Annotated in this window: 15 protein-coding genes and 1 pseudogene; 14 read left to right on the top strand and 2 right to left on the bottom strand. The window is 65.4% G+C overall.

Translation table 11 applies throughout. The features are described from left to right. Nucleotides 1–129: 129 nt before the first annotated feature. The 9 genes and pseudogenes from K2L43_RS14495 to K2L43_RS14455 form a co-directional block, all read left to right on the top strand. A pseudogene (locus K2L43_RS14495) lies at nucleotides 130–366 on the top strand (phage integrase N-terminal SAM-like domain-containing protein); the annotation flags it as partial. A gap of 44 nt (nucleotides 367–410) precedes the next feature. Then, nucleotides 411–1,739, top strand: coding sequence for a replication-associated recombination protein A (locus K2L43_RS14490; RefSeq protein WP_047349849.1), 1,329 nt, complete (start codon nucleotides 411–413; stop codon nucleotides 1,737–1,739). A gap of 352 nt (nucleotides 1,740–2,091) precedes the next feature. Beyond that, entirely contained in the window at nucleotides 2,092–3,021 is a 930-nt protein-coding gene (locus K2L43_RS14485; protein WP_011806482.1) for a branched-chain amino acid ABC transporter permease, read from the top strand. Between the two features lie 13 nt (nucleotides 3,022–3,034). Continuing rightward, the gene (locus tag K2L43_RS14480; protein ID WP_220637838.1) at nucleotides 3,035–4,111 is read left to right on the top strand and encodes an ABC transporter ATP-binding protein; all 1,077 of its coding nucleotides are present in this window, start codon (nucleotides 3,035–3,037) and stop codon (nucleotides 4,109–4,111) included. Nucleotides 4,112–4,132: 21 nt separating this feature from the next. After that, entirely contained in the window at nucleotides 4,133–4,915 is a 783-nt protein-coding gene (locus K2L43_RS14475; protein ID WP_011806480.1) for an ABC transporter ATP-binding protein, read from the top strand. Between the two features lie 12 nt (nucleotides 4,916–4,927). Next, entirely contained in the window at nucleotides 4,928–5,656 is a 729-nt protein-coding gene (locus K2L43_RS14470; RefSeq protein WP_047349847.1) for an ABC transporter ATP-binding protein, read from the top strand. A gap of 119 nt (nucleotides 5,657–5,775) precedes the next feature. Then, nucleotides 5,776–6,138, top strand: a complete 363-nt coding sequence (locus K2L43_RS14465) for a DMT family protein (RefSeq protein WP_011806478.1) — start codon at nucleotides 5,776–5,778, stop codon at nucleotides 6,136–6,138. A 173-nt stretch (nucleotides 6,139–6,311) separates the two neighbouring features. Continuing rightward, on the top strand, nucleotides 6,312–6,959 hold the full coding sequence (locus K2L43_RS14460) for a DUF47 domain-containing protein (protein WP_135148180.1): 648 nt from the start codon (nucleotides 6,312–6,314) through the stop codon (nucleotides 6,957–6,959). A gap of 59 nt (nucleotides 6,960–7,018) precedes the next feature. Then, complete coding sequence (locus tag K2L43_RS14455) at nucleotides 7,019–8,029, top strand: inorganic phosphate transporter (RefSeq protein WP_011806476.1); 1,011 nt, start codon at nucleotides 7,019–7,021, stop codon at nucleotides 8,027–8,029. A 141-nt stretch (nucleotides 8,030–8,170) separates the two neighbouring features. Here K2L43_RS14455 and K2L43_RS14450 read toward each other — a convergent pair whose 3' ends face one another. Next, nucleotides 8,171–8,617, bottom strand: a complete 447-nt coding sequence (locus K2L43_RS14450) for an NINE protein (protein ID WP_011806475.1) — start codon at nucleotides 8,615–8,617, stop codon at nucleotides 8,171–8,173. A 22-nt stretch (nucleotides 8,618–8,639) separates the two neighbouring features. After that, complete coding sequence (locus tag K2L43_RS14445) at nucleotides 8,640–9,161, bottom strand: GNAT family N-acetyltransferase (protein WP_220637837.1); 522 nt, start codon at nucleotides 9,159–9,161, stop codon at nucleotides 8,640–8,642. Nucleotides 9,162–9,288: 127 nt separating this feature from the next. On the opposite strand from K2L43_RS14445, the gene rpsP reads away from it, so the two are divergent. The 5 genes from rpsP to K2L43_RS14420 all read left to right on the top strand — a co-directional run bounded on the left by rpsP (nucleotide 9,289) and on the right by K2L43_RS14420 (nucleotide 12,288). Next, nucleotides 9,289–9,540: a 30S ribosomal protein S16 gene (rpsP, locus tag K2L43_RS14440; protein WP_011806473.1), complete on the top strand. Its 252-nt coding sequence runs from the start codon at nucleotides 9,289–9,291 to the stop codon at nucleotides 9,538–9,540. 89 nt (nucleotides 9,541–9,629) lie between these two features. Next, the gene (gene rimM / locus K2L43_RS14435) at nucleotides 9,630–10,202 is read left to right on the top strand and encodes a ribosome maturation factor RimM (RefSeq protein ID WP_135148182.1); all 573 of its coding nucleotides are present in this window, start codon (nucleotides 9,630–9,632) and stop codon (nucleotides 10,200–10,202) included. 18 nt (nucleotides 10,203–10,220) lie between these two features. Beyond that, the gene (trmD, locus tag K2L43_RS14430; RefSeq protein ID WP_196995789.1) at nucleotides 10,221–10,988 is read left to right on the top strand and encodes a tRNA (guanosine(37)-N1)-methyltransferase TrmD; all 768 of its coding nucleotides are present in this window, start codon (nucleotides 10,221–10,223) and stop codon (nucleotides 10,986–10,988) included. A gap of 113 nt (nucleotides 10,989–11,101) precedes the next feature. Beyond that, nucleotides 11,102–11,485 carry a 50S ribosomal protein L19 gene (gene rplS, locus K2L43_RS14425; RefSeq protein WP_011806470.1) on the top strand — a complete coding sequence of 128 codons (384 nt, stop codon included), beginning with the start codon at nucleotides 11,102–11,104 and terminating at the stop codon, nucleotides 11,483–11,485. Nucleotides 11,486–11,562: 77 nt separating this feature from the next. Then, a complete protein-coding gene (locus tag K2L43_RS14420) occupies nucleotides 11,563–12,288 on the top strand; it encodes a CoA pyrophosphatase (RefSeq protein WP_369799245.1) in 726 nt (241 codons plus the stop codon). Nucleotides 12,289–12,299 lie beyond the last annotated feature (11 nt).

Genomic DNA, 12,299 nt, shown 5'->3' with positions numbered 1-12,299 from the left:
AAAAGGCAGGCTAACTAGAATTAGATCTCTGCATGCTATCGACCGGCCGCGGCCTAAGTCAAGCAGGCTGTCAAGCCTCTCCAAAAACGCCCATGGCAGCGGTAATTTAGACCGCCTAAAATTTCACGGATGGATGCGCCTTCCGTTTCATGCCAACCCGCCGTGCGACAGCCGCCCCGGCTGCTGGAGTCGATGCGCGAGCGCATCCGGGTGCTGCACTATTCCATTCGCACCGAGCAGGCTTACGTGGATTGGGCGCGCCGTTTCATCTTGTTCCATGACAAGCGCCATCCGCGCGAGATGGGGGCGCCGGAGGTCACCTCTTTTCTGACCCAACTGGCTGTTGAGCGCAATGTGTCCGTCTCTATGAGCAAGGGCGGGCGCGGGGTGTTGAGCCCGCTCGATACGCTATGAGTCGCGCTTCCCCGCTTGCCCACCAGCCCTTGGCCGAACGCCTGCGTCCGCGTTCGCTGGCCGAGGTCATTGGCCAGCAGCATGTGCTGGGGCCGGGCATGCCGCTGCGGCTGGCGTTTGAATCGGGCCGCCCGCACAGCTGCATCCTGTGGGGGCCGCCCGGCGTGGGCAAGACCACGATTGCGCGCCTGATGGCCGAGGCGTTCGATGCGCAGTTCATCAGCATCAGCGCCGTGCTGGGCGGCGTGAAGGACATCCGCGATGCCGTGCAGCTGGCCGAGAGCGCACGCGACGGGCTGATGCAGCAGCGCACCATCGTCTTCGTGGACGAGGTGCACCGCTTCAACAAGAGCCAGCAGGACGCGTTCTTGCCGCATGTGGAAAGCGGCCTGTTCACTTTCGTGGGGGCGACCACCGAGAACCCTTCGTTCGAGGTCAACTCGGCCCTGCTGTCGCGTGCCGCGGTCTATGTGCTGCAGCCTCTGGGCAGCGACGACTTGAAGCAAATTGTGGCCAAGGCCCAGGCGCTGCAAGCGCTACCAGCTATTGAAAATGCAGCGCTGGAGCGCCTCATCGCCTATGCCGACGGGGATGCGAGGCGCCTGCTCAACACGCTGGAAACCCTGGAGGTCACCGCAAGCCAGGCGGGCATCGAGCGCATCGAAGACGCCTGGCTGCTGCAGGTGCTGGGCGAGCGCATGCGCCGCTACGACAAGGGTGGCGAACAGTTCTACGACACCATCAGCGCGCTGCACAAGTCGGTGCGCGGCTCCGATCCTGATGCTGCGCTGTACTGGCTGGTGCGCATGCTCGACGGCGGGGCGGACCCCCGCTACATGGCGCGGCGCATCGTGCGCATGGCCTGGGAGGACATCGGTCTGGCCGATCCGCGCGCCATGCAGATCGCGCACGACGCTGCGCAGACCTACGAACGCCTGGGCAGCCCGGAGGGCGAGCTGGCGCTGGCGCAGGCCGTCATCTACCTCGCCGTGGCGCCCAAGAGCAATGCGGGCTACATGGCCTACAACAAGGCCCGCGCCTTCGTGAAGCAAGACGGCACGCGCCCCGTGCCGCTGCACCTGCGCAATGCGCCCACCCAACTCATGAAGCAGTTGGACTACGGCAAGGACTATCGCTACGCGCACGACGAAGAGGGCGGCTTTGCCGCGGGCGAGAACTACCTGCCCGATGGCATGGATCCGCCGGGCTTTTACGCACCGGTGCCGCGCGGGCTGGAGATCAAGATCGGCCAAAAGCTCGATGAACTGCGCGCGCGCAATGCGGCCGCGCAGGGTGGCCCCGACGCCATGCCCCCAGACGCCTAGGCTTCGAGTGGCTGTGTGAGGGGCTAGCGGCGGGCCGACCACGGTCCCGTTGCACGGCATTGTTCAGCCCAATCCATGACCATTGGGAATAAGCGCATTCCCTGATCGCGTCGCAATCATCAATATTCCTAATGCGCGCGGCACCCGCCTGATGGGCCCTCCAATCAAGGGAAAACCCCGTCCAAACGTGGTAGGGACGGCGTGTTTCCTCTGACTGCAATTTCTTCACAAACCCGCGCAGACCTTTGCCTGGCGGTTTTTTTGCTAGATGGCGAACGGGCCCACAAGGCTGCATCGATTCGCGGTGCTTGGCTGGTGTGCACGTCAATAGTCGATACAAAGGACTCAACATATGGACATCTTGCTGCAGCAGATCATCAATGGTCTGGTTCTGGGCAGCATGTACGCCTTGATAGCCTTGGGCTACACCATGGTGTACGGCATCATCCAGCTCATCAACTTCGCGCACGGGGAAGTGCTCATGGTCGGCGCGCTGACCAGTTGGAGCTGCATCGGCCTCATGCAGGAGGCCATGCCGGGCGCGCCCGGCTGGCTCATTCTGCTGCTGGCCACGCTGATCGCCTGCGTGGTGGCGGCGGTACTCAATTTCACCATCGAAAAAGTCGCCTACCGGCCGCTGCGCAACAGCCCGCGCCTGGCCCCCTTGATCACCGCCATCGGCATGTCGATCCTGCTGCAGACGCTGGCGATGATCATCTGGAAGCCTAACTACAAACCGTACCCCACGCTGCTGCCCACCCAGCCGTTCCAAGTGGGCGGCGCGGTGATCACCACCACCCAGGTGCTGATCCTGGGCGTGACGGTGGTGGCGCTGGCTTCCATGGTCTACCTGGTCAACTACACACGGCTGGGCCGCGCCATGCGCGCCACGGCGGAGAACCCGCGCGTGGCCGCGCTCATGGGCGTGAAGCCCGACATGGTGATCTCGGCCACCTTCATCATCGGCGCGGTGCTGGCCGCCATCGCCGGCATCATGTGGGCCTCCAACTACGGCACGGCGCAGCACACCATGGGCTTCTTGCCGGGGCTGAAGGCGTTCACCGCGGCGGTGTTCGGCGGCATCGGCAACCTGGCTGGCGCCGTGGTGGGCGGACTTCTGCTGGGGCTCATCGAGGCCATCGGCTCCGGCTACATCGGCACCCTCACCGGGGGCGTGCTGGGCAGCCACTACACCGACATCTTCGCCTTTATCGTGCTCATCATCATCCTGACGCTGCGCCCCTCGGGCCTGCTGGGTGAGCGTGTGGCCGACCGCGCCTGAGGAGCCAACGACCATGAAAAACCTCAAGATCCAATGGATCCTGGGCGGCATTGCGCTGCTGGTTCTGCCTTTGGTGCTGCAGTACTTCGGCAACGCCTGGGTGCGCATCGCTGATTTGGCCCTGCTGTACGTGATGCTGGCGCTGGGCCTGAACATCGTGGTGGGTTACGCCGGCCTGCTCGACCTGGGGTACGTGGCCTTCTATGCCGTGGGCGCCTACATGTTCGGCCTGCTGGCCTCGCCGCACCTGACGGAGAACTTCGCCTGGTTTGCCGCCAATTTCCCCGACGGGCTGCACATGTCGCTGTGGATGGTGATCCCGCTGGCCCTGGTGCTGGCGGCATGCACCGGCGTGCTGCTGGGCATACCGGTGCTCAAGCTGCGCGGCGACTACCTGGCCATCGTGACGCTGGGCTTTGGCGAAATCATCCGCATCTTCATGAACAACCTGGACCACCCGGTCAACATCACCAACGGCCCCAAGGGCCTGGGGCAGATCGATTCGGTGAAGATCTTCGGGTTGGACCTGGGCAAGCGGCTGGAGCTGTTCGGCTACGACATCAACTCCGTCACGCTGTACTACTACCTGTTCCTGTTCCTGGTGCTGGTCACCATTTTGGTGTGCTATCGCCTGCAGGATTCGCGCATTGGGCGCGCGTGGATGGCCATCCGCGAAGATGAGATCGCCGCCAAGGCCATGGGCATCAATACCCGCAACATGAAGCTGCTGGCCTTTGGCATGGGCGCTTCGTTCGGCGGCGTGGCCGGCGCCATGTTCGGCGCGTTCCAGGGCTTCGTCTCGCCCGAGTCGTTCAGCCTGATGGAGTCGGTGATGATCGTTGCCATGGTGGTGCTGGGCGGCATCGGCCACATTCCCGGCGTGATCCTGGGTGCCGTGCTGCTGTCCGCGCTGCCCGAGGTGCTGCGCTACGTGGCCGGCCCGCTGCAGGCGATGACCGACGGGCGGCTGGATTCCTCCATCCTGCGCCAACTGTTGATCGCCTTGGCCATGATCATCGTGATGCTGCTGCGCCCGCGGGGCCTGTGGCCCGCGCCCGAGCATGGCAAGAGCCTTGCGCAGAAGTCCTGACACCACCGGTAGAGCAACAACATGGCAGATACATCGAAAGAAGTGGTGCTGAAGGTCGCGGGCATCTCCAAGCGGTTTGGCGGCCTGCAGGCGCTGTCCGACGTGGGCATCACCATCCAGCGAGGCCAGGTCTATGGCCTGATCGGTCCCAACGGCGCGGGCAAGACGACGTTCTTCAACGTCATCACCGGCCTGTACACGCCCGATGCGGGCAGTTTTGAACTGGCGGGCCAGCCCTACGAGCCCCGCGCCGTGCACCTGGTGGCCAAGGCGGGCATTGCGCGCACCTTCCAGAACATCCGGTTGTTCGCCGACATGACGGCGCTGGAGAACGTGATGGTGGGGCGGCACATCCGCACGCATTCCGGGCTCTTCGGGGCCATCTTCCGCACCAAGAGCTTCAAGGAGGAGGAGGCGGCCATCGCCAAGCGCGCGCAGGAGCTGCTGGACTACGTGGGCATCGGCAAGTACGCCGATTTCAAGGCGCGCACGCTGTCGTACGGCGACCAGCGCCGCCTGGAGATCGCGCGCGCCCTGGCCACCGATCCGCAACTGATCGCGCTGGACGAACCCGCCGCCGGCATGAACGCCACCGAGAAGGTGCAACTGCGCGAGCTGATCGACCGCATCCGCAACGACAACCGCACCATCTTGCTCATCGAGCACGACGTGAAGCTGGTCATGGGCCTGTGCGACCGTGTCACGGTGCTGGACTACGGCAAGCAGATTGCCGAGGGAACCCCTGCCGACGTGCAGAAGAACGAAAAAGTGATCGAGGCCTATCTGGGCACCGGCGGGCACTGAAGGACGCAAGACATGGCCGAAAAATCCAACAAAGTTCTATTGCAGGTCAAGGGCCTGAAGGTGGCCTACGGCGGCATCCAGGCCGTCAAGGGGGTGGACTTCGAGGTGCGCGAGGGCGAGCTGGTCACATTGATCGGCTCCAACGGGGCGGGCAAGACCACCACCATGAAGGCCATCACCGGCACACTGGGCATGAACAATGGCGACATCGAGTACCTGGGCCAGAGCATCAAGGGCAAGGGTGCGTGGGACCTGGTCAAGCAGGGGCTGGTGATGGTGCCCGAGGGGCGCGGCGTGTTCGCGCGCATGACCATCACCGAGAACCTGCTCATGGGCGCCTACACGCGCGACGACAAGGCGGGCATTGCCGCCGACATCGAAAAGATGTTCACCATCTTCCCGCGCCTGCGCGAGCGCAAGGACCAGCTGGCGGGCACCATGTCCGGTGGCGAGCAGCAGATGCTGGCCATGGGCCGCGCGCTGATGAGCCAGCCCAAGGTGCTGCTGCTGGACGAGCCCTCCATGGGCCTGTCGCCCATTATGGTGGACAAGATCTTCGAGGTGGTGCGCGACGTGTACGCCCTGGGCGTGACCATCGTGCTGGTGGAGCAGAACGCCAGCCGCGCGCTGGCGATTGCCGACCGCGGCTACGTGATGGAGTCCGGCCTGATCACCATGGCCGGCGGGGGACGGGATCTGCTCAGCGATCCGCGCGTGCGCGCCGCCTACCTGGGTGAGTGAAAGGGCGGCCGCTGGCCGCTGGAACAGGCACCGCTGCGGCGGTGCTTTGTTTTTTATAGCTACCAGCGCTTGATGGATATGCGCTAGAGTGTGATTTGGCTTGTAAAATCCGCCGCGCCATGCACGCCCTGCAATCCCTGCCCATCCCCCTCCAGACCATCCTGCTGCTGGTTGCCAGCAACATCTTCATGACCATGGCCTGGTACGGCCACCTGAAGAACCTGGCCACCGCCCCGTGGTACGTGGCGGCGCTGGTGAGCTGGGGCATCGCCCTGTTCGAATACCTGTTGCAGGTGCCGGCCAACCGCATTGGGCATACGCAGTTCAGCGTGGGGCAGCTCAAGATCATGCAGGAGGTGATCACGCTGACGGTGTTCGTGCCCTTCGCCGTGTTCTACCTGAACGAGCCGCTCAAATGGGACTACCTCTGGGCGGGTCTGTGCCTCGTCGGGGCGGTGTATTTCATCTTCCGCAGCGCGTAGGAGCCGAGCCGCGCAGGCCCTGCCGGGGGGGCGCCGGTCTCTGCGCATCCGCTTTGACCTGGTGCGCCGGGCGGCTGTCTGGCGCCGGTTAAACTCGCGGTTTTCGCAGATTTGTCACGTTTTGGTCATCTCTGCGTCACATATACCGCCAGAAGGTTCGATCAGGAGTCGGCATGTTGTTTGGAAAGCTGTTGCCCCGCGAGGGCAATTTTTTCGAGATGTTCAACCAGCATGCAGACCGCATCGTCGAGGCCGCGCGGGCGTTCTCGCAACTGGTGGCGAACTACAGCGACACCCACCTGCGCGACCAGTACAACCAGGACGTGGACAACGCCGAGCGCGCCGCCGACCGCGTGACGCACGAGGTCAACCGCACGCTGCACAAGACCTTCATCACGCCCATCGACCGTGAGCAGATCCACTCGCTGATCAACACCATGGACGACGTGGCCGACCTGATCCAGGACTCGGCCGAGACCATGGCGCTGTACGACATCCACCACATGACGGACGAGATCAGCCGCCTGACGGACCTCAGCCTCAAGTGCTGCGAGCGCGTGCAGGACGCGGTGAAGCTGCTGTCGCGCATTGCCGATCCGGCCGTGGCCGAGGCCGCGCTCAAGACCTGCGAGGAAATCGACCGCCTGGAGGGCGACGCCGACCGCGTGCTGCGCAGCGCCATGAGCAAGCTGTTCCGCGAGGAGCCGGACGTGCGCGAGGTCATCAAGCTCAAGGCCATCTACGAGCTGCTGGAGACCATCACCGACCGCTGCGAAGACGTGGCCAACCTCATCGAGGGCATCATCCTCGAGAACTCCTGAGGCGCGGCCGCAGGCCTGCGCTTCGCATTCCTGGCAGGGCTCGCCCCCTCATTCCCAGCATGGAAACAGTACAAACCGCCCTGTGGATCGTGGTCGTGCTCGTGGCGCTCGCCATCGTGTTCGACTTCATGAACGGGTTCCACGACGCCGCCAACTCCATTGCCACCGTGGTCTCCACGGGCGTGCTCAAGCCCACGCAGGCCGTGGTCTTCGCGGCCTTCTTCAACTTCGTCGCCATCTTCGTGTTCCACCTGAGCGTGGCGGCCACCATCGGCAAGGGCATCGTGGACCCGAGCGTGGTGGACACCCACGTGATCTTCGGCGCGCTGGTGGGGGCCATCACCTGGAACGTCATCACCTGGTACTACGGCATCCCCAGCAGCTCATCGCATGCACTGATCGGCGGCATCGTGGGCGCGGTGATCGCCAAGACCGGCGCGGGCGCACTGGTGGCCAGCGGCATCTTCAAGACCGTGGCCTTTATCTTCGTGTCGCCCATGCTGGGTTTCCTGCTGGGCTCGTTGATGATGCTGATCGTGGCCTGGGTCTTCCGTCGCACCAGTCCGAACCGCGTGGACAAGTGGTTCCGCCGGCTGCAGCTCGTCTCCGCCGGGGCCTACAGCCTGGGCCACGGCGGCAACGACGCGCAAAAGACCATCGGCATCATCTGGCTGCTGCTGATCGCCACGGGCTACGCCTCGGCGGGCGATGCCTCGCCCCCCATGTGGGTCATCATCTCGTGCTACGCGGCCATCGGCATGGGCACCATGTTCGGCGGCTGGCGCATCGTGAAGACCATGGGCCAGAAAATCACCAAGCTCAAGCCCGTGGGGGGCTTCTGCGCCGAGACCGGCGGCGCGATGACGCTGTTCATCGCCACTGCGCTGGGCATCCCCGTGTCCACCACCCACACCATCACGGGCGCGATCGTGGGCGTGGGCTCCACCCAGCGCGCCAGCGCCGTGCGCTGGGGTGTGGCCGGCAACATCGTCTGGGCGTGGATCCTGACCATCCCCGCCAGCGCCTTCGTGGCGGCGATCGCCTATTGGGTGAGCCTGCAGCTCTATTGACGACCTTTGCGGGGGCGGCGGAGCCGGTGGACGCCAGTTTTATGCCGCAGTGCGCGGCGCCCGCGATCTGCCAGGCTGGAGTGATTTTGCTATCGTTTTAGTAGCTGCTCGCGCTTGTCCATCAAGCGCTAGAGCCTGATTTCATTGTGAAATCTTGCGCGCTTCCTCGATCTGGTATTCAAAGTAGCGCTGGAAACTGAAGGCAATGCTGGCCATCAGCACGGCCGTGCCCACCAGCAGCGATGTCGCAATGGCAAACACCGTGAACCAGTGCGTCCGCCCCGGCGCGGCGTCGGGCGCCGCAGCGGGGTTGAAGCGCGCGTTCCACCGCTCGGGCGTCATCAGACCGTAGAGGATCGCGCGCAGTGCGCAGCCTGCGATCGTGAATCCCAGCAGCGGAATCAGCATCCAGCTCAGTTGGTCGTCCTGCCCCCATTGCTGCACGCGCTGGATGCCGTACACGCCCAGGGCCGTGGGGATCGGCAGCAGCCAGCCGATCCAGTCGCCCAGTCCGTACAGGTAAAAGCGGTGCAACCCCAGCGGGCCGCCCAGGAACGCCAGCCACGCGGCAACAGTCTTGTTCTTCATGGCCGCGATTATTGGCGCGCCTTCATTCGGGGGCGGTGGTATCGCCCGCCCCCAGGGGCTTTTCCATGAGCACGATGTCGCGCCAGGCGCCGAACTTCCAGCCCACGGAGCGCATCACGCCCACATCGGTGAAACCTGCGGCCCGGTGCACGCCGATGGAGCCCGCATTGGCCGAGTCGCCGATCACCGCCAGGAGTTTGCGCACGCCGGCGGCCTCGGCCTGCATGGCGAGGGCCTCCAGCAGCTGCCGTCCCAGGCCCCGGCCGCGCGCCGCGTCGGCGATGTAGATTGAATCCTCGGCAGAGAAACGGTAGGCCGGGCGGGGCTTGAACCAGTTGCAGTAGGCAAAGCCCAGGACCTGGCCCGCTTCTTCGGCCACCAGGTAGGGCAGGCCCTTGGCCAGCACATCCGCGCGCCGCGCCGCCATGTCCTGCGCCGTGGGCGGGTCGATCTCGAAGGTGCCCGTGCCGTGCAGCACGTGGTGGGTGTAGATGGCGGTGATGGCGGCGACGTCTTCGTCCCGGCTGGCGCGGATGAGGGGCATCTTTTTTGTGTTGTGGATATAATCGCGGACTTTGCAGCGTGTCGCTGGCCGGGTGGCCAAGTCGCGTGTCTCAAACGCCGCAAAACAGAGCGCAGCCACTGCTGTGTAACCACCCGAAGGATTCATTATGGTCGTGATTCGACTCTCCCGCGGCGGCTCCAAGGGCCGTCCGTTCTTCAACATCGTCGTTGCCGACAAGCGCGTGCGCCGCGACGGCCGCTTCATCGAGCGCCTGGGCTTCTACAACCCTTCTGCCAAGGAAGGCGAAGAAGGCCTGCGCATCGCCCAGGACCGCCTGACGTACTGGAAGGGCGTGGGCGCACAACCCTCTCCCACCGTGGACCGTCTGATCAAGCAAGCCGCCCAGAAGGCCGCCTGATCGTTCGCACTCCCGAAAAGGGCGGGCTCCGTTGGTGCAACTGACGGACCCCGCCTTTTTTCTTTGCCTCACCCTCGCATCCCGCCGCCATGCCCCAGCTGCCTGTCCTGGAACCCGCCGAATTGCCCTCCGACGCCGTGGAGGTGGGCCGCATCACCGATGCCTGGGGCGTGAAAGGGTGGTTCAAGGTGCTGCCCTACAGCAGCAACCCCGAGGCCCTGCTCGCCGCCAAGTCCTGGCTGTTGCAGCCGGCGGAAAAGGGCGCCAAGAGTTTTTTTACCGGCACCGTGCTGCTGCCCATCCGGCAGGCGCGCACGCATTCGGACTCGGTGGTCGCCTGGGCGCAGGGTGTGGACGACCGTGACGCAGCAGAGGCGCTGCGCGGCGCGCGCATCTTCGTGCCCCGCGCCAACTTCCCCGCGGCGGGCGATGACGAGTACTACTGGGTGGACCTGATCGGCCTGCCTGTGGTCAACCGCGAGGGCGTGGCGCTGGGCACCGTGCGCGACCTGCTGCCCACGGGGCCGCAGACCACGCTGGTGCTAGCCTACGAGCACGAAGGCAAGCCGCACGAGCGCATGATTCCCTTTGTGTCGGCCTATGTGGACAAAGTGGACCTGGCGGGGCGCTGCATCACCGTGGACTGGCAACCCGACTATTGAGGCGGTTGTCCGCGTGCCATGCGTTTCGATGTCATCACCCTGTTTCCCGAGCTGTTCGAGCCGTTTCTTGCCAGCGGCGTGACGCGGCGCGCCTACGCGTCGGGCCAGGTAGAGGTGCGGCTGTGGAACCCGCGCGACCATGCGGAGGGCAACTACCGCCGCGTGGATGACCGGCCCTTTGGCGGCGGCCCCGGCATGGTCATGCTGGCCGAGCCGCTGGCGCGCTGCCTGGCCGCCATCCGCGCCGATCGCGCCGAGGGCGAGCAGGCGCGGGCGCCCCTGGTGCTGTTCTCCCCCATTGGCCGCCGGCTGGACCATGCCGCGGTGCAGGACTGGTCCGCTGGCGCGGGTGCCATCTTGCTGTGCGGACGCTACGAGGGCGTGGACCAGCGTTTCATCGACGCCTATGTGGATGCGCAGATCAGCCTGGGCGACTTCGTGCTTTCGGGCGGCGAGATCGCGGCCATGGCGCTGCTGGACGCCGTGGCGCGCCTGCAGCCGGGCGTGTTGCACGACGAGGGCAGCCACCAGCTCGACAGCTTCAACCCCGCGCTGGACGGGCTGCTGGACTGTCCGCACTACACGCGCCCCGAGGAATGGGCCGGCCGCGCCGTGCCCGCGCCGCTGCTGTCTGGCCACCATGCGCAAATCGAGCGCTGGCGGCGCGATCAGCGCCTGCTCATCACCGCGCGCCACCGCCCGGACCTGCTGCAGGCCGCGCGCGAGCGCGGGCAGCTCACGCGCGCGGACGAGGCCCTCTTGGCGCAAAACGCAAGCTTGCTATAATCGCCTGTTCTCGATCCTCTGGCCGGCCGCTGTGGGCCTGAACCATAGCCACAAAGGCGCCAATAGGGGCGCCCTGCCAATCCTGGCGCGGACATGATCGTCGGAAACCAACCATGAACCTGATCCAGATCCTCGAGCAGGAAGAAATCGCCCGCTTGAACAAGACCATTCCCTCGTTCGCGCCTGGCGACACCGTCATCGTGAACGTGAACGTGGTGGAAGGCACCCGCAAGCGCGTGCAGGCCTACGAAGGCGTCGTGATCGCCAAGCGCAACCGTGGCCTGAACAGCGGCTTCACCGTGCGCAAGATCTCCAGCGGCGAAGGCGTGGAGCGCACGTTCCAGACCTACAGCCCGCTGATCGCCAGCATCGAAGTGAAGCGCCGCGGCGACGTGCGCCGCGCCAAGCTGTACTACCTGCGCGAGCGCAGCGGCAAGTCGGCGCGTATCAAGGAAAAGCTGCCTTCGCGCGTCAAGGCAGCTGCAGTGGCCGCATAAATACGGCTGCGCTCACCGCGCGACTCGAAACCGCTACAGTGCGAAAGCCTGTAGCGGTTTTTTCTTTTTGAACCCCCGTGAGCTCTCATCGTCCTGTCGGCGCGTCCTCTGCGGCGGCCCTGCCTTCGCTGTCCTCGCTGCCTCACTTCGATCCGCGCACCGTGCCGCTCGTAGGGGTGGACGACCATTTACCCGCCGTGCCCCCGCATGCACAGACGCCGGAGGCACTGCGCCTGCGCTTTGCCGCGCCGCCGCCCTGGACCCCTGAGGTGCAGCGCGAGAAGAAGTTCGCGGAACGCGAGCCCGCGCACGCCGCCGTCCTCGTGCCCATCGTGCTGCGCGATCGGCCCACGGTATTGCTCACCGAGCGCACGGCGCACCTGTCCACGCATTCCGGCCAGGTGGCCTTTCCGGGGGGGCGCACCGATCCCGAAGACCGCGATGCCGCCGCCACCGCGCTGCGCGAGGCGCAGGAGGAGGTAGGCCTGGAGCCGCACTGGGTCGAGGTGCTGGGCAACCTGTCGATGTATGTGACGGGCACCTCGTTCCTCGTCACGCCAGTGGTCGCGCTGGTGCGGCCGGGCTTCGCGCTCCAGCCTAACCCGTACGAGGTGGCCGACGTGTTCGAGGTGCCGCTGGACTTCCTGCTCAACCCCGCGCACCACGAGCGTCACCGGCTGCAGTGGCAAGGCGCGCAGCGCGAATGGTTCGCCATGCCCTACCAGGACGGCGCGACGACGCGCTACATCTGGGGTGCCACGGCTGGCATGCTGCGCAACTTCTACCGTTTCATGATGGCCTGAAGGGGGCGCCG

The organism is Diaphorobacter sp. MNS-0 (assembly GCF_019602835.1).
Taxonomy (GTDB): Bacteria; Pseudomonadota; Gammaproteobacteria; order Burkholderiales; family Burkholderiaceae_C; genus Diaphorobacter; species Diaphorobacter nitroreducens.
The sequence above is the reverse complement of the archived record's forward strand: the minus strand, read 5'-3'. Positions and strand labels throughout refer to the sequence as shown.